This window comes from Rhodococcus sp. A14, from assembly GCF_011603105.1.
In the GTDB taxonomy this organism is placed as follows: Bacteria; Actinomycetota; Actinomycetes; order Mycobacteriales; family Mycobacteriaceae; genus Rhodococcus_F; species Rhodococcus_F opacus.
Genome location: NZ_JAAOQS010000016.1, coordinates 61,124 through 76,938, shown reverse-complemented (window position 1 = coordinate 76,938; position 15,815 = coordinate 61,124). Strand labels below are relative to the sequence as shown.

Sequence of the window (15,815 nt, the reverse complement as noted above, 5' to 3'; positions counted from 1 at the left end):
GTGAGTGCTTATCAACCGCCCTTGGTTAATAAGTACTCACGGGCGCAGCATCACCGTGCCTGCCTGCCCCGGCGGCGAAGCGTGCGGCACCCTCGACCGTTCCGTTGGCCAGAGAGATTGCACCGTGCCGGAATTCGTTCAGCAGGGCCTGATCCTCGGTGAGCCCCGACTGCTCGAGTAGCGACAACCGGTCCTGCCGCAGGCACACCTGAGGCAGACCGGCGATCTCGGCGGCCAGCTGCCGAGCCGCGGTGAGGGCCTCCCCGGCCGCGACCTTCCGGTTGATCAGCCCGATGCTCAGGGCTTCGTCGGCGTCGACGGGCCGGCCGGTGAGGACGAGGTCCATCGCGCGACTCTCCCCGATGAGCCTCGGCAGGCGGACGGTTCCGCCGTCGATGAGCGGCACGCCCCAGCGGCGGCAGAACACTCCGAGGACGGCATCCGCACCAGCGATCCGCAGGTCGGCCCACAGCGCCAGTTCGAGCCCGCCTGCCACCGCGTGCCCGTCGATCGCGGCGATCACCGGTTTGGACAACCGCATCCGGGAGATCCCCATCGGAGCGTCACCGTCGGGTGCGACCCGGTTCCCGTTCCCGGAACTGATCGACTTGAGATCCGCTCCCGCACAGAATGTTCCACCCTCACCGTGGAGCACCGCGACGGACGCGTCCTCGTCCGCGTCGAATGCGCGGAAGGCGTCGGCGAGCGCGTCGGCGGTGGGCCGGTCGACGGCATTGCGGACTTCGGGCCGGTTCAGGCTGATGGTCGTGACCGGGCCGTCCTTGCGGACGAGTACCACGTCGGAAGTCATCGAGTGCGCCTTTCCTCGCTGGTGCAGCCGACGCTAGCACCCTTGACGGAAGAACGGAACGGGTGTTCACTCCTTGAATATGGCCTACCGGCGCACACCCGCCGTCCAGGAACGCCTGGACGCGCTCCGCACCACCCTCATCGATTCCGCGATCGGGCTGATCGCCCGCCACGGATACGCCGGGTGCTCGATCTCCGCGGTCGCGGCCGAGGCGGGGGTCGGCACCGGCACCGTCTACCGGCACTTCGCGAACAAGGGCGAACTGTTCGCGGAAGTCTTCCGCATCGTCTGCAGTCGCGAGGTGAGCGCCGCCGTCGAATCCGGCAACGCCGCCCGGGGCGCCGAGGGCCGCTGCGTCGCCGCGGTATCCGCCTCCGTCAGCACGTTCGCCGAACGCGCGCTGCGCGCACCCACCCTGGCCTACGCGCTGCTCGTCGAGCCCGTCGACCCGCAGGTCGACACCGAACGCCTCCTGTTCCGCGAGTCGTTCCGCGACGCCCTCGCGGTCGCGATTGCCGCCGCCGTCGAGGCCGGGGAGATCCCGGAACAGGACGCGTCGGTGACCGCCGCCTGCATCGTCGGCGCCATCGGCGAAGCCCTGATTCTGCCCCTGGCCCGCGGTGCCGCCGACGGCGCGATCATCCCCGCCCTGCTCACCTTCACCCTTCGATCCCTCGGGAGCCCGACATGAGTGCCACACACGAGGTCGTCAACCAGGTGCCGCCGCTGGTCAGTTTCGACGCGGCCGATTACGCACCGATCCTCGAAGCGCTGCAACGCGAGGGCGCCCACGACGCGCTCGAGGAACTGCACGACGTCGGCCGCCTCGCCGGAAGCGAGGAGGCGCAGCGCTGGGGCGATCTCGCCGAGGCGCACCCTCCCGTCCTGCGCACCCACGACCGCTACGGCAACCGCATCGACGAGGTGGAGTACGACCCCGCGTACCACCAATTGATGACTACTGCCGTCGAGATGGGCCTGCACGGCGCGCCGTGGGCCGACCCCAACCCGCGCGCCCACCTGGTCCGGGCCGCGAAGATGGCGGTGTGGGGCCAGGTCGACCCCGGTCACGGCTGCCCGATCTCCATGACGTACGCCGTCGTCCCCGCCCTGCGCCACAACCGTGAGCTGGCGGAACAGTACGAACCGTTGCTCACCGCCCGGGTCTACGATCCGGCGCTGCACCCTCCACTGACGAAGGCCGGGCTGATCGCCGGGATGTCGATGACGGAGAAGCAGGGCGGCTCCGACGTCCGCGCGGGCACCACCCGCGCCGTGCCGCAGTCCGACGGCAGTTACGTCCTGACCGGGCACAAGTGGTTCACGTCGGCGCCGATGTCCGACGTGTTCCTCGTGCTGGCGCAGGCCCCCGGCGGACTGTCGTGTTTCTTCCTGCCCAGGGTGTTGCCGGACGGCACCCGCAACCGGATGCACCTGCAGCGACTCAAGGACAAACTCGGCAACCATTCCAACGCCAGCAGCGAGGTCGAGTACGACGAGGCCGTGGCGTGGCTGGTCGGCGAGGAAGGCCGCGGCGTGCGGACGATCATCGAGATGGTCAACATGACCCGCCTCGACTGCACCATCGGCACGGCCACCGGCATGCGTGTCGGCACCGCGCAGGCCGCGCACCACGCCGTGCACCGCAGCGCATTCGGCGCTCACCTGGTGGATCAGCCGCTGATGCGGAACGTGCTCGCCGACCTCGCCGTCGAGTCGGAGGCGGCCACGACCGTCGCCCTGTGGCTGGCCGCGCTCACCGACCGCGCGACCGCGGGCGACGAGCACGCGAACACCCTGCGTCGCATCTCGCTGGCGGTCAGCAAGTACTTCGTCTGCAAACGCGGCCCGATCCACGCCGCCGAGGCCCTGGAATGCCTGGGCGGCAACGGGTACGTGGAGGAATCACGGATGCCGCGGCTGTACCGGGAGGCTCCCCTGCTGTCGGTGTGGGAAGGTTCCGGCAACGTCGCCGCCCTGGACACCCTGCGCGCGATGGCGAAACAGCCGGAGACGCTTCAGGTCTTCTTCGACGAACTCGATTCCGCTGCCGGAGCCGACGCGCGACTCGACGCCGCCGTCGCGGATCTGAAGGCGAGTTTCAGCGACGTCAGCTCACTCGAGCACCGGGCGCGGCGGGTCGTTGGCGACATGGCGCTCGCCCTGCAGGGTGCGCTGCTGATCCGCCACGGGCATCCGGCGGTGGCCGACGCGTTCTGCGTCAGCCGGCTGTCCGGCGACTGGGGCACCGTGTTCGGGACGCTGCCGACCGGCGTCGACACCGCCGCCATCATCGACCGCGCCACACCCAAGGTGGGGTCGTGACCGGCCACGACGACCACGCCGGCACCCGTCCGGCGGCCTGGCGCGACGGCTGGGACGAGGACGACGACTCCCTGTTCGCGGGTCGGGAACCGGATCGGCCGGACGCCCCGGCGGAGTATCGGACCCTCACCTACGAGGTGACCGGACGCATCGCCCGGATCACGTTCAACCGTCCCGACCACGGCAACGCGATCACCGCCGACACTCCTCTGGAGCTCGCCGCCACCGTGGAACGCGCCGACCTCGATCCCCGCGTCCACGTGATCCTGCTGGCGGGGCGCGGAAAGGGATTCTGCGGCGGATACGACCTGGGCATCTTCGCCGAGCACGGCGGCCACACCGGCGAGGGGCCGGACCGCACGACGGGCACCGTGCTCGATCCGATCGTGCAGGCGCGCAACCACAATCCGTTCGGCAACTGGGATCCGATGGCCGACTACGCGATGATGAGCCGGTTCAACCGCGCCTTCGCGAGCCTACTCCACGCGAACAAGCCGACGGTCGCGAAGATCCACGGATTCTGCGTGGCCGGCGGCACCGACATCGCGCTGTACTGCGACCAGATCGTCGCCGCGGACGACACGAAGATCGGCTATCCCCCGACCCGGGTGTGGGGTGTGCCTGCCGCGGGCATGTGGGCGCACCGCCTCGGCGACCAGCGGGCGAAGCGACTCCTCCTCACCGGCGACTGCATCACGGGACGGCAGGCTGCCGAGTGGGGTCTCGCGGTGGAGTCGGCGCCCGCGGAGGAACTCGACCGGCGCACCGAGGACCTCGTCGAGCGGATCGCGAGGATGCCCGTCAATCAGCTGATGATGGTGAAACTCGCACTGAACAGCGCACTGCTGGCGCAGGGCGTCGCGAATTCGACGATGGTGAGCACCGTCTTCGACGGCATGTCCCGGCACACCCGCGAGGGATACGCGTTCCAATTACGCTCGGCCACAGCCGGATTCCGTGAGGCCGTCCGCGAACGCGACGAGCCGTTCGGCGATCACAAGTCGCAGCAGTCGCCGCCGGGATCCTGATCCGCGGCGCGAGCACCGACCCGCGCGGGGCAGCAGGTGTCGCCCTTCCACGCGTCGACGCCTTCCTTCACCGCGATGACCGCGATCACCAGGCCGGCGATCGGATCGGCCCACGACCAGCCAAGGGTGCTGTTGAGCAGCAACCCGACCAGCAGCACCGCGGACAGGTACGTGCACAACAGGGTCTGCTTGGAATCCGCCACCGCAGACAGGGAACCGAGTTCACGACCGGCCCGCCGCTGCGCCCACGACAGGACCGGCATCACGACCAGACTCGCTGCGGCCAGCACGATTCCGACCGTCGAGTGCTGCGCTTCGCCGACCCCCAGCAGTGACCGCACCGCGTCGACGCTCACGTACGCGGCGAGCCCGAAGAACGAGAACGCGATGACGCGCAGCGCGACCTTCTCCCGCGACTCGGGATCGCGTCCCGCGAACTGCCACGCGACCGCGGCCGCCGACGACACCTCGATCACCGAATCCAGGCCGAACCCGATCAACGCCGTCGACGACACCCGCGCACCCTCGGTGAGTGCCACGATCGCTTCGATCACGTTGTAGGTGATCGTCGCGGCCACGAAGAACCTGATCCGGCGGGACAGGACCTGCCTGCGTTCGCCGGACGGCCTGGTGGGCATGCCGAGTTCGGACGCCATCAGCAACAGCCTTCGGTCTCCGCGTCCGGGCAGCAGGACGGATCGACCGCGAGCACCAGGCCGAGCAGGTCGTCGAGGGCACGTCCGATCCGCGGGTCGGCGAGTTCGTACCGGCTCCGCCTTCCCTCCGGCACCGCGGCGACCAGACCGCAGCCACGCAGGCACGACAGATGATTCGACAGGATCTGCCGGGACACCCCGATCTTCTCGGCCAACTCCGACGGATACCCAGGCCCGGACCGCAGGCTCAGCAGAATCTGTGTGCGGGTGGTGTCCGACAGCGCGTACCCGAAACGCGCGAGGGCGTCCCGGTGGACCAGTGTCTCCATGATCCTGACTGTACATCGGTTTCTGTATTCAGGAAATCATGAATCAACGGTCGAGACTCACGGCTCGGCGTGCTCCGACGCGGCGGCGGCGCGGGCCATGAGGAGGTTCCGTTCACGGTGGGTGGGTGCGGTCGCCGCGGCGTCCTCGAGGGTCCGGGCCGCCTCGTCGTAACGACCGAGGCGTTCGAGGACTTCGCCCCGCACGGCGCCGTAGAGGTGGTGGCGCGCCAGCCGAGGGTCGTCCCGTACGGCGTCGAGAGCAGCGAGCGCCGCCTCGGGTCCGTCCGAATGCAGCAACGCCACCGCACGATTGAGTTCCACCACCGGCGACGGCGCCACCTGCGCCAGCGCGTCGTACAGGGCGACGATCGCCTCCCAGTCGGTGTCCTCGAAACGTGGCGCCCGGGCATGGCACCCGGCGATCGCGGCCTGCAGCGAGTAGGGGCCGAGCGGGCGGCCGAGCCCGACTGCCCGTTCCAGCGCGGCATTGCCGTGCGTCAGAAGGGTTCGGTCCCACCGCGACCGGTCCTGATCCTGCAGCAGGACCGGCTCACCGTCGGGACCCACCCGGGCGGCGAACCGTGACGCCTGCCACTCGGTGAGCGCCACCAGTCCGTGCACCTCCGGTTCCCGGGGCAGCAGGCCGGCGAGGACACGGGCGAGCCGCATCGCCTCCGACGCGAGGTCACGCCGAATCCAGTCCTCACCCGACGTGGCGGAGTACCCCTCGTTGAACACCAGATAGACCACCTCGAGCACCGCCGACAACCGTGCCGGAAGTTCCTCGCGTGCGGGCACTTCGAATGGGACCTTCGCCTCCGACAGCGTCCGCTTGGCCCTGCTGATCCGCTGCCCCATCGTCGCCGAGGGGACGAGGAACGCCCGCGCGATCTCGTCGGTGCGCAAACCCCCGACCAGTCGAAGGGTCAGTGCCACACGCGATTCCCGGGGAAGCACCGGATGACATGCCACGAAAACCAGAGCCAGCAGGTCGTCCTCCACGCCGTCGACGGCGTCCGGCGCGGGCAGGGCGCTCGGCGGTTGCGCGGACGGATCGACGGCGATCTCCGTATATTTCGACTGCCGCGATCGTTCACGGCGAATGCGATCGATCGCCTTGTGCTTGGCCGTGGCCGTCAGCCACGCACCCGGTTTGCCGGGGACGCCCTGCTCCGGCCACTGTTCGAGCGCGAGCACGAACGCGTCCTGAGCGATCTCCTCGGCGATCCCGACGTCACGGACGAGGCGGGTGAGCGACGCAATGAGGCGCGGAGACTCCATGCGCCACACCGCCTCGACCGTGCGCTGGACGTCCACCGGACTCAGCCGTTCGGGTGCTGCTCGCGGATCCGCGCCGCGAGTGCCTCTTCCTTCTCCCGCAGCTCCGGAGTGAACTCGTCCCCGAAGTCCTCCGACTCGAAGATCGGCCGCACCTCGATCAGCTGGCGCATTCCGGTGCCGGGGTCGGCGGGGCACTTCTTGACCCACTCGATCGCCTCTTCGAGGGATCGCACCTCCCAGATCCAGTAGCCCGCGATGATCTCCTTCGACTCGGTGAACGGGCCGTCGACCACCGACGTCGTGCCGCCCTCGAACACCACCCGCGCGCCTGCGCTGGTCGGCTTCAGACCCTGGCCGTCGAGCATGATGCCCGCGTTCACCAATTCCTCGTTGTACGCGCCCATCGCGGCCAGCATTTCCTCGGTCGGGGCGATCTTGTCTTCGTCGGCACCTGCACCCTCGATCATCACCATGACCCGCATGATTTCCTCCTCGATTGTGGTCGGTCCAGGCCTTCTTGCCGTGGACTCACACAGTACGTCGAACGGGCCACCACGGATTTCGACATTCACCCCGTGAGTACTTATCAACCGCGGGACGTTGACAAGTACTCACGGGCGGGATTGCAACACGATGCAACGCTTGCCGCCCGCCCCACTCCGGAGTGTGCTGTATGTCACATACCAAGCGAAGGAGAGGTACATGACACAGACGGTCCAGCCGACTGCGGTGCAGACGTCCCTGACACCTCAGGAACGAGTCGACCTGTGGTTGGCGAGCTTCGAATCCGCTCTCGCCGCGCGCGACGTCGACCGCGCCGCGGGCATGTTCGCAGTCGACAGCTTCTGGCGCGACCTGGTGGCGTTCACCTGGAACCTCAAGACGGTCGAGGGACGCGACGCCGTCGCCGCGATGCTGCACGCACGCCTGGACGACACCGACCCCGTCAACTTCCGCACCACCGAGACACCGGACGAGGCCGACGGCGTCACCTCGGCGTGGATCGAATTCGAGACCGCGACGGGCCGGGGCAAGGGACACCTGCGCCTGAAGGGTGACGAGGCGTGGACCTTCCTCACCACACTGCAGGAGTTGAAGGGCCACGAGGAACGCCGGGGACGGAACCGCGTCAAGGGTGCAGTTCACGGCTCCGGCGGCGAGACCCTGAGCTGGGCGGAGAAACGGGAGATCGAGGAGCGGGAACTCGGTTACACCCGCCAGCCGTACGTTCTCGTGATCGGCGGTGGCCAGGGCGGCATCGCGCTCGGCGCGCGGCTGCGCCAACTCGGGGTCCCGGCCATCGTCGTGGACAAGAACGAACGCCCCGGCGACCAGTGGCGCAACCGCTACAAGTCGCTGTGCCTGCACGACCCGGTCTGGTACGACCACCTGCCCTACATGCCGTTCCCGGACAACTGGCCGGTCTTCGCGCCGAAGGACAAGATCGGCGACTGGCTGGAGATGTACACCAAGGTGATGGAGATTCCGTACTGGTCGTCCACCACCTGCACGTCCGCGACGTTCGACGAGGAGACCGAGGAGTGGACCGTCGTCCTCGACCGCGACGGCGAGGACGTGGTACTCCACCCGAAGCAGCTGGTGCTCGCCACCGGCATGTCGGGCAAGCCGAACATCCCGTCGTTCCCGGGTCAGGACGTCTTCCGGGGCGAGCAGCACCATTCGAGTCAGCACCCCGGTCCGGACGCCTACGTGGGGAAGCGCGTCGTCGTCGTGGGAGCCAACAACTCGGCTCACGACATCTGCAAGGCGCTCTTCGAGAACGGCGCCGACGTGACGATGCTGCAGCGGTCGTCCACGCACATCGTGAAGTCGGAGTCCCTGATGGATCTCGGCCTCGGCGACCTCTACTCGGAGCGCGCTGTCGCGGCGGGAATGACGACGGAGAAGGCCGACCTCACGTTCGCGTCGCTGCCGTACAAGATCATGCACGAGTTCCAGATCCCGATCTATCAGAAGATCGCCGAACGGGACAGGGACTTCTACGACCGACTGGAAAAGGCCGGATTCAAGCTCGATTTCGGTGACGACGGGTCCGGTCTGTTCATGAAGTACCTGCGCCGTGGGTCCGGCTACTACATCGACGTCGGCGCGTCCGACCTCGTCGCCGACGGCAGCATCCACCTCGTGTCCGGACAGGTCGACCATCTCATCGAGGACGCCGTGGTTCTCACCGACGGGACGGAACTGCCGGCCGACCTCGTCGTCTACGCCACCGGCTACGGGTCCATGAACGGCTGGGCCGCCGACCTCATGGGTCAGGAAGTGGCCGACAAGGTCGGAAAGTGCTGGGGCCTCGGCTCCGACACCACCAAGGACCCCGGACCGTGGGAGGGCGAGCAGCGCAACATGTGGAAGCCGACCCAGCAGGAAGCGCTGTGGTTCCACGGCGGCAACCTGCACCAGTCGCGGCACTACTCGCTGTATCTCGCTCTGCAGCTCAAGGCCCGGCACGAGGAGATCCCGACACCGGTCTACGGGCTGCAGGAGGTGCATCACCTCAGCTGATCGCCCCCGACATGCAGCGGCGCCCCGCATCACCGGTGCGGGGCGCCCAGGCGCGCACCGGTCATATGGTCGAGGTCGATGCCCCCACTGCCGCCGCCAGGGAGTCGAACTGTGCGTGGATCAGCGCCACGTAGCGCTCGGGGTCGTCCATCATGTTCGGAGTCGTGAGAACCGAGATGGTCAGTGTGTCGCCGAGCGAATGGATCGCATGTGTGAGACCCTGTCTGTCCGTCAGCGCCGCGGCACCGTACGTCGACACGGCCTGCGCGTCCCGCAGCCACAGATCAACGCCACCGCGTGCGACGTTGGTCGTCACGACGTTGAAGTATGGAACCGACGAGGTAGAGGACGGCAACCGTGATGCGATCCAGTTGATCGCCCGCACGACGAAACCTGGAGTCACGTCGACCAGCGACTCGGAACGCAGAACCTCGGCGCGCTGTTTGCGGTCCCGCTCCGCCGCTGTGGAGGTGTGGATCGCGCGGAGCCGCTCGAGGGGGTCGTCGATGTCGGTGTGAAGATCGACCTGCAGGACCGTGATCTGGTTTGCCGACTCCAAGTGTCCGAGCGACCGGAGCGACATGGGAACATTCGCCGCCAACGATTCTTCGGTTTCCTCGCCGACTTCCCGTAGGTAGTCGCGGAGGGCGCCCGAGACCACCGTCAATGCCACGTCGTTGACCGTCGCGTCCCCTGCGGCTCGGATGGCCCGGACGTCGTCGAGCAGGAACGAAGCGGCGTCGAACGTCCGCTCCGGGCCCACGCTCCCGTTGAACCTCGTGGCCGGTCGCGTCCTCGGTGGCATCCGGACGTCTCCGCTGTCGACCGCGGCCTTCACTTCCTTGCCCGCGGCCGAGACGTGCCGGATGCCTCGCACGAACGCGCGCAACTGCCGTGAGATCGTCGGTATCGCCTGCCTGACCGATTTCGGCCCGACTGGCGTTTGCGGCCCCGTCACCTGCTCTCGGTCAACCTGAGCGGCGAAGAGTCGTCGGGTCATCTCCAGGGTGGCCGTGCCATCGCCCACCGAGTGGTGGAACTTCAACAGCACCGCCGACGCGTCCGCGACACCATCGATGTCCGTCAACCCGGTAACGACTTGCATCTCCCAAGGCGGACGCTGCAGATCCAACCCGCGGCCAACGAACTCCGAGGCGATGCGGCGGAGCTCGCCCCACCCTCCGCCTCGCGCATCGGTGACCTCGAGGTGGTTGTCGATGTCGAAGTCGTGGTCCGCCACCCAGCTCGGGTGGTCGAGATCGAGGGGCACACGCTGCAGTCGACGCGTGAACACGTCCACCGTGGTCACCCGCTCGGCAACGAACGCCCTGACCTCGCCCGGGGTCATCGAACCTCGCGGATCCGTCGACGTGTCGAAGACGTACATCGCGATGCTGAGTAACGGGGTGTTCTCCTGCTCCAGGTACACCCATGCGGCGTCGCGTGGTGCCAACTTCACTTTCTCAGCGCTCCTTCTGCGTGGACGACGTTCGATCGACTGGGGATCCGGCCCCTTCGAGCAGTAGCACGGGAGCCGACTGCAGCGCGAGTCCCCCGCGAAGGATCCCTCGCCGATCCGCCGTGGGAAGTGATTGAAGAATCGAGCAGTCTCGGAGAGAGTTGGCGGATTGTCGGGGGTCACGAACCCACCGGGCGATCCTGGCGGGGACCGCGCGCACACCGCGAAACATCTTCGCGGTCTACCCACGGTAGACCCCGGTGGGCGGACGATGCCGGCACGCGCTCCACACTCCGAAACATCACCGATAGATCGGCGCCATCCTGCACTCGTGCCTCGGCGGTCGTATCGTCGGTCGTGTTCCCACCTCAACCACAACCAAACCCGTGAGTATGTAGAGTGCTCTTCGACCACCCTCCACCAAAGGATCGTGCGATGACGCAGCCCCCCACCGATGGGCAGCAGCAGAACCCACCGGAGAACGAGCCTCGACCTGCACCAACACTGACCGTCGTCATACCGGTCTACAACGAAGAGGCCACCATCGGTCGAGCGCTCGACGCGCTCGTTGCACAGGGCGACCAAATCGACGAGATCATCGTCGTCGACAACAACTGCACCGACGACACCGTCGCCGTGGCCCAGGCACACGAAGCCGCGGGCAGACTTCGCATCATCACCGAGGAACAGCCCGGCCTGATCCCCGCCCGCAACGCAGGTATCGCAGCAGCGAAGACGCCGATCGTCGCGCGCATCGACGCCGACACCGTCGTGCAGCCGGGTTGGGCGCACTCGATCCGCGAGTTCTTCGCCGCCGCCGACCCGGAGTTCGGGGCCGCACTCGGCCCGTTCGAGCAGTACGACATGCCACTCCAGGGCGTCCAGCGATTCATGGTGCGCGTGGCATCCGACACGAAGAAGGACGCCGGGGTTCAGGAAGCTCGCGGCGTGTACGGGGCGAATATGGCGGTGCGCAAGAGCGCGTGGGAAACCATCCTTCCCGCACTGCACGAGGGCCGGGGCATCTGGGAAGACTCGGACATCTCGCTCTCACTCCAGGGTGCGGGAATCAAGATCGCAATGCTGCCCGGGATGAAGGTACAGGTGTCCGGCCGGCGGATGCTGTCGTCTCGCAAGTCGTATTTCGAGTACACGGCATCACTCCCCCGCACGCTGCGCGCCCACGGGTTGACGAAGCAGGCACGCGTCTCGTGGATCGGTGTGTGGCTGGTCCGGGCGATGTACTTCGCGGTCTGGATACCCACGCGCAGTTTCGACCCGGTCACCCGCAAACACAGTGTGCGGCGGATCTTTTCGGATCACGAGGACCGGATCATACCCTGATCCGAGGGGACGAAGCGCCCTCACTCGTCGAGAGTGAGGGCGCTGGTGAATCGTGGTACCGCTTACCTCGCTTCGAGAACCCCGGTCATCTGTTTGACGGTCTTGGCCGCGAGCACCTCGAATGCGAGGCGGGCGACGGGGTCGGCGAATCGCGCCAGGCCGGTGAAGTGGAGTTGCGCGCGGTAGGTGATCGACGTGGAGGCGTCGTCCACCTTCTCGAACGCCAGATCGTCCGACGTGGCTGCGGTCTTGTTGCGGCCTTCGAAGACGACGTGATCGGGGTCGTCGCGGGTCATGCGGTAGGTGAGTTCGGTGGTGCGTCCGAAGAACGACGACACGTTGTGCCATTCCGTGCCCACCCCCACCGGGCCGGGGGTGGTCTGCTCGCACTTGTCGGTCCCGGGATCCCAGGCCGTGGTGTTCGCGAAGTCGCGCAGGTACGCGACGACTTTCTCGAGCGGTGCGGCGACGGTGAACGTTCTACTGACCTCGGCCACTCGGGCCTCCTATGCGCAATCGCGGCAAATCAGCTGTCCGCCCTCTTCGGACGCGAGACGCGACCGATGATGGACCAGGAAGCAACTGCTGCAAGTGAATTCGTCGGCCCTCTTCGGGACGACGCGGACCGTGAGTTCCTCACCGGACAGGTCGGCGCCGGGCAGTTCGAAGGACTCCGCCGTGTCGGTCTCCTCGACGTCGACGACGGACGACTGCGAGTCGTTCCTCCGTGTCTTCAATTCTTCGAGCGAGTCCGCGGCGAGTTCGTCGTCGACGGTAACCCGTGGTGCGTCGTAGTCGGTTGCCATGACTTCCTCCCTTTGGCTCATGTTCCCCGTGTCGTGAAATTCCACACTTGCGGGGCACGGTTGCTAGACAACGCACCGATCCCGCGTTTTGTTCCCGGGCGGCCACAGCTCGTCCCGTGATTGCGGGATGCCCGTTCCGGGTACCACTCAATCAGCCGATCAGAAGGTGGTCAGTTGATGACGAGTGCCCACGACGAGCTCGGCAATCCCGTGCCGGACCCGGAGCCGGTGCCGCCGGATCCGGGCCCTCCTCCGGTGCCGCCGACGCCGACGCCGCCTCACCCGTTTCCGCCCGAGCCGGGCCCCGAACCTGCACCTCCCGAACCCGGACCACAGCCGGAACCGCCGGGACCTCCGGGACCTCCGCCGACGCCTCCGATTCCCGAGCCGACTCCCCCGTTTCCGCCGCAGATGCACGGCCGGGACCGCTCCCTGTAGGTCAGCCTCACCTACAGGGAGGTACGTGGATGCGCACGCTCGACCGCCGCAAGTTCCTGACGGTGAGTGCCGGGGTCGGCCTGGCCGACGCCACGTGGCTCTGGGCCCAGGACGCGCTCGGTGGGACGCACCCCGAAGTCTTCAACCGCGGACAGTTCACCGGTGAGGCCGTTTCGCGTACGAGGCGAACGTTCTACGTCCGCTCCCCGAACGACCCGCGCTCACGTCTGATGACGTCGCTCGGGTTCGTCGTCCCGGAGCAGATCGCGCAACTCGCAGCCGACCAGGACGCGTTCACCATCAGCAAGGAGCAGTTCGACATCGACGTCCTCGTCTGGAATGTCCTCAGCCTCCCGTACGCCGTCGAGGCGACGGTGCCGAAACTGGCGGATGCCGCCGCCAAACCGGCCTGACGCCGCGGTCACCCGGACTGGTCTTCGAGCCGGGTGAGCGCGACCAGCGTCCGGACCCCGTGGATCATTGCGCGTTCGTCGAGGTTGAACGCCGGCTGGTGAAGCTCTTGCCGGGTGCCGATCCCGTCCCACACGCCGAGTCTGGCCATCGCGCCCGGAACCTTCTCGAGGTACCACGCGAAATCCTCGCCGCCGCTGGACTGATGTGCCTCGGCCAGGTGGTCGAAGCCGACGACCGATTCGATCGCCTCCCGGAGGTCGGCGGTGCAGTCGGGATCGTTGACGACGGGCGGGACGCCCTGCAGGTAGGAGAGTTCGTACCGCACGTTGTACGGCGCGAGCAGGTGACAGATCGTGTCCGTGACCAGCGGTTCGAGCGAGGCCCACGTCTCACGGGACGCGCTGCGCAGGGTGCCGACCAGTTCACCCGATTCGGGAACGGAGTTCGCGACCTGCCCGGCGGCCACCTTCCCCCACGTGAGGACGGTCGCGGTGCGGGCGTCGATTCGGCGGTCGAGCACGGACGACAGACCGGTCACCAGGACGGCCGCGGCATGGATCAGATCGCCGGTCAGATGGGGTCGCGCGGTATGTCCCCCCGCCGACCACAACCGCACGGTGACGGAGTCGTTGGAGGATGTGATCGGCCCGGTCCGGGTGGCCAGTTTTCCGACCTCGAGATTCGGGTCGCAGTGCAGTGCAAAGATTTTCGACACCCCGTCGAGTGCGCCCGCGGCGATCGTGTCGACCGAGCCGCCCGGGGTGGTCTCCTCCCCGGGCTGGAAGATGAGCCGGACCCGGGACGGCGGCGGGTATTTCGTGAGGACGGATGCCGCCCCCATCAACATGGTGGTGTGGGCGTCGTGACCGCACGCGTGTGACACTCCGGGCACCCTCGACTCGAACGGGAGACCGGTCGTCTCGGCGATCGGCAGCGCGTCGAGGTCGGCGCGCAGCGCAATGCACTCGCCCGTGTCCGGACCGAGGTCGCACCACAGGCCGGTCCCGCCGGGCATCAGGACGGGTGCGAGCCCGAGACCGACGAGATGGGCCCGCACGACGCCGGTTGTCCTGCGTTCCTCGAACGACAGTTCCGGGTGCGCGTGCAGATCCCGGCGCCACTCGATCAGCTTTTTCTCGTCGAGCTCCGTCGACTCCGTCCACGTCATGTCGGCGGTCTCGCCGCGGTCCCAGAACCTCGCGCTCCAGTATCGCCGGGTCCGGCCGGCACCGGTCGACCTCGGGCCGAGCTCGCGCGGCGCGGGTGGCGACTCCACTTCGGGAAGGTGCTCGGAGCGGCCCGCCGTCTCCGCGAGCAGCAGATCGACCACGTCGGTGAGCCGGCCGCGGCGACCGAGCGCCTGACGTTGCCGGGCGGCGGAGCTGCCGTGGGTGGTGGCCTCGGCGGACAGCTCCACCACGGTGTCCCAGTCGCCGGTCTCCTCGAGCTGCGGCCGCAGCGAATTCACGAAGTCGCCGACGAGTTCCGCCGCAGGACGTGCCTGCGGAACCGTCACGTCGACGAGTTCCTCCTCCAACCCCGACCGGGCCGCCCGCCACAGTGCCGCCCTGGTCAGGGTCGGGACGACCTCGACGCCCTTCGTCCCGGCGCGCAGACCCTCCACCTCGCGTTCGACGAGCGCACGGAACAGGGCGGCGACGAGCACGACCGTGTCCAATCGCGGGCAGCTGTCGCACACCCGCAACTCCAGGGTCGGAAGTTTCACCGACGGCCGGACGTCGAAGTACGCCATACCGGGGTCACTGATCACCCCGCTGGCGACCAGGTCGTCGATCAGGGTGCCGTATTCGGCGGCCGAGGAGACGGGCGCGGCCGGACCGGTGCTCGGCCAGCGCAACCACAGAAGGGTCCGCGCGCTGGCGTAGCCGGTGTCCGCACCGTCGGACCGGAACGGGGAACTCGCGCTGAGCGCCAGGAGGACGGGCATCAGCGGAGCGACGCGGTGCGCGACCTGCACGGCCTCGTCGCGGTCGGGCAGGTCGACGTGAACCTGCGTGCCGCAGATCAGCTGCTCGCGGGCGAGAACCTGGTAGTCCGCGAGCATGCGCCGGTAGCGCTGCGTCCCCGTCACGTGCATCTCGGCGGGCAGCGCCAGCGGCATCGAGCCCGCGGCCGCCACGCCGATGCCGAGCCCCTCGGCCGCGTCGATCAGCACTCTCCGATGCCGCTCCAGGTCGGTCCGCAGGCCGTCGAGGTCGGCGTACACACCGCTGTTGACCTCGACGACGCACTGCTGGAGTTCGTCGACGAACACGCCGTCGGGAAGTCGTGCAAGCAACTCCGGCGCGCGGGTGGTCAGGCGCCGGGTCTTGCGATCGATGAGGTGGAATTCCTCCTCGACCCCCACTTTGCGTGGGTCGCTGGCGAGCACGATGTG

At 68.0% G+C, this 15,815-nt stretch carries 12 protein-coding genes and 3 pseudogenes; 6 read left to right on the top strand and 9 right to left on the bottom strand.

Annotated features, from left to right (window positions below; all coding sequences use genetic code 11):
* Positions 1–25: 25 nt before the first annotated feature.
* A complete protein-coding gene (locus G9373_RS11735; protein ID WP_054247987.1) occupies positions 26–811 on the bottom strand; it encodes a crotonase/enoyl-CoA hydratase family protein in 786 nt (261 codons plus the stop codon).
* Positions 812–890: 79 nt separating this feature from the next.
* Between G9373_RS11735 and G9373_RS11730 the strand changes: the two genes are divergently transcribed.
* The 3 genes and pseudogenes from G9373_RS11730 to G9373_RS11720 all read left to right on the top strand — a co-directional run.
* Complete coding sequence (locus tag G9373_RS11730; protein ID WP_005567845.1) at positions 891–1,502, top strand: TetR/AcrR family transcriptional regulator; 612 nt, start codon at positions 891–893, stop codon at positions 1,500–1,502.
* Positions 1,499–3,136, top strand: coding sequence for an acyl-CoA dehydrogenase family protein (locus G9373_RS11725; RefSeq protein ID WP_054247989.1), 1,638 nt, complete (start codon positions 1,499–1,501; stop codon positions 3,134–3,136). The genes G9373_RS11730 and G9373_RS11725 overlap by 4 nt, the downstream gene beginning before the upstream one ends.
* Positions 3,133–4,164 (top strand): annotated as a pseudogene (locus tag G9373_RS11720) (crotonase/enoyl-CoA hydratase family protein); the annotation flags it as partial. The gene G9373_RS11725 and the pseudogene G9373_RS11720, both read left to right, overlap by 4 nt.
* On the opposite strand, the gene G9373_RS11715 reads toward G9373_RS11720, so the two are convergent.
* The 4 genes from G9373_RS11715 to G9373_RS11700 are packed head-to-tail and all read right to left on the bottom strand — an operon-like array spanning position 4,131 to position 6,912.
* Positions 4,131–4,820, bottom strand: a complete 690-nt coding sequence (locus G9373_RS11715; RefSeq protein WP_064079895.1) for a cation transporter — start codon at positions 4,818–4,820, stop codon at positions 4,131–4,133. The pseudogene G9373_RS11720 and the gene G9373_RS11715 overlap by 34 nt on opposite strands.
* Positions 4,820–5,149 (bottom strand): metalloregulator ArsR/SmtB family transcription factor, encoded by a 330-nt coding sequence (locus G9373_RS11710; RefSeq protein ID WP_005253404.1) that lies wholly within the window; start codon positions 5,147–5,149, stop codon positions 4,820–4,822. The genes G9373_RS11715 and G9373_RS11710 overlap by 1 nt, the downstream gene beginning before the upstream one ends.
* A 57-nt stretch (positions 5,150–5,206) precedes the next feature.
* Positions 5,207–6,430 (bottom strand): RNA polymerase sigma factor, encoded by a 1,224-nt coding sequence (locus G9373_RS11705; RefSeq protein ID WP_206032069.1) that lies wholly within the window; start codon positions 6,428–6,430, stop codon positions 5,207–5,209.
* Positions 6,431–6,471: 41 nt separating this feature from the next.
* Complete coding sequence (locus G9373_RS11700; RefSeq protein WP_005253402.1) at positions 6,472–6,912, bottom strand: YciI family protein; 441 nt, start codon at positions 6,910–6,912, stop codon at positions 6,472–6,474.
* 220 nt (positions 6,913–7,132) lie between these two features.
* Between G9373_RS11700 and G9373_RS11695 the strand changes: the two genes are divergently transcribed.
* Positions 7,133–8,956 carry an NAD(P)/FAD-dependent oxidoreductase gene (locus tag G9373_RS11695; protein ID WP_005567837.1) on the top strand — a complete coding sequence of 608 codons (1,824 nt, stop codon included), beginning with the start codon at positions 7,133–7,135 and terminating at the stop codon, positions 8,954–8,956.
* A 61-nt stretch (positions 8,957–9,017) separates the two neighbouring features.
* Here the strand turns inward: G9373_RS11695 and G9373_RS11690 are convergent, their stop codons facing one another.
* On the bottom strand, positions 9,018–10,409 hold the full coding sequence (locus G9373_RS11690) for a wax ester/triacylglycerol synthase family O-acyltransferase (protein ID WP_206032084.1): 1,392 nt from the start codon (positions 10,407–10,409) through the stop codon (positions 9,018–9,020).
* Between the two features lie 441 nt (positions 10,410–10,850).
* On the opposite strand from G9373_RS11690, the gene G9373_RS11685 reads away from it, so the two are divergent.
* Positions 10,851–11,759: a glycosyltransferase family 2 protein gene (locus G9373_RS11685; protein WP_005567833.1), complete on the top strand. Its 909-nt coding sequence runs from the start codon at positions 10,851–10,853 to the stop codon at positions 11,757–11,759.
* Positions 11,760–11,821: 62 nt separating this feature from the next.
* On the opposite strand, the pseudogene G9373_RS11680 reads toward G9373_RS11685, so the two are convergent.
* Positions 11,822–12,256: pseudogene (locus tag G9373_RS11680) on the bottom strand (SRPBCC family protein); the annotation flags it as partial.
* 9 nt (positions 12,257–12,265) lie between these two features.
* The gene (locus G9373_RS11675; protein WP_005248611.1) at positions 12,266–12,565 is read right to left on the bottom strand and encodes a DUF4193 domain-containing protein; all 300 of its coding nucleotides are present in this window, start codon (positions 12,563–12,565) and stop codon (positions 12,266–12,268) included.
* A 467-nt stretch (positions 12,566–13,032) separates the two neighbouring features.
* Here G9373_RS11675 and G9373_RS11670 point away from each other — a divergent pair, with 467 nt between their 5' ends.
* Entirely contained in the window at positions 13,033–13,416 is a 384-nt protein-coding gene (locus G9373_RS11670; RefSeq protein WP_005567830.1) for a hypothetical protein, read from the top strand.
* Between the two features lie 8 nt (positions 13,417–13,424).
* Here the strand turns inward: G9373_RS11670 and G9373_RS11665 are convergent.
* A pseudogene (locus G9373_RS11665) lies at positions 13,425–15,809 on the bottom strand (glutamate--cysteine ligase); the annotation flags it as partial.
* Positions 15,810–15,815 lie beyond the last annotated feature (6 nt).

Excerpts from the sequence above, each read along its gene's own strand:
- G9373_RS11735 (WP_054247987.1), bottom strand. The coding sequence starts at position 811 with ATGACTTCCGACGTGGTACTCGTCCGCAAGGACGGCCCGGTCACGACC.
- G9373_RS11730 (WP_005567845.1), top strand. The coding sequence starts at position 891 with ATGGCCTACCGGCGCACACCCGCCGTCCAGGAACGCCTGGACGCGCTC.
- G9373_RS11725 (WP_054247989.1), top strand. The coding sequence starts at position 1,499 with ATGAGTGCCACACACGAGGTCGTCAACCAGGTGCCGCCGCTGGTCAGT.
- G9373_RS11715 (WP_064079895.1), bottom strand. The coding sequence starts at position 4,820 with ATGGCGTCCGAACTCGGCATGCCCACCAGGCCGTCCGGCGAACGCAGG.
- G9373_RS11710 (WP_005253404.1), bottom strand. The coding sequence starts at position 5,149 with ATGGAGACACTGGTCCACCGGGACGCCCTCGCGCGTTTCGGGTACGCG.
- G9373_RS11705 (WP_206032069.1), bottom strand. The coding sequence starts at position 6,430 with ATGGAGTCTCCGCGCCTCATTGCGTCGCTCACCCGCCTCGTCCGTGAC.
- G9373_RS11700 (WP_005253402.1), bottom strand. The coding sequence starts at position 6,912 with ATGCGGGTCATGGTGATGATCGAGGGTGCAGGTGCCGACGAAGACAAG.
- G9373_RS11695 (WP_005567837.1), top strand. The coding sequence starts at position 7,133 with ATGACACAGACGGTCCAGCCGACTGCGGTGCAGACGTCCCTGACACCT.
- G9373_RS11685 (WP_005567833.1), top strand. The coding sequence starts at position 10,851 with ATGACGCAGCCCCCCACCGATGGGCAGCAGCAGAACCCACCGGAGAAC.
- G9373_RS11675 (WP_005248611.1), bottom strand. The coding sequence starts at position 12,565 with ATGGCAACCGACTACGACGCACCACGGGTTACCGTCGACGACGAACTC.
- G9373_RS11670 (WP_005567830.1), top strand. The coding sequence starts at position 13,033 with ATGCGCACGCTCGACCGCCGCAAGTTCCTGACGGTGAGTGCCGGGGTC.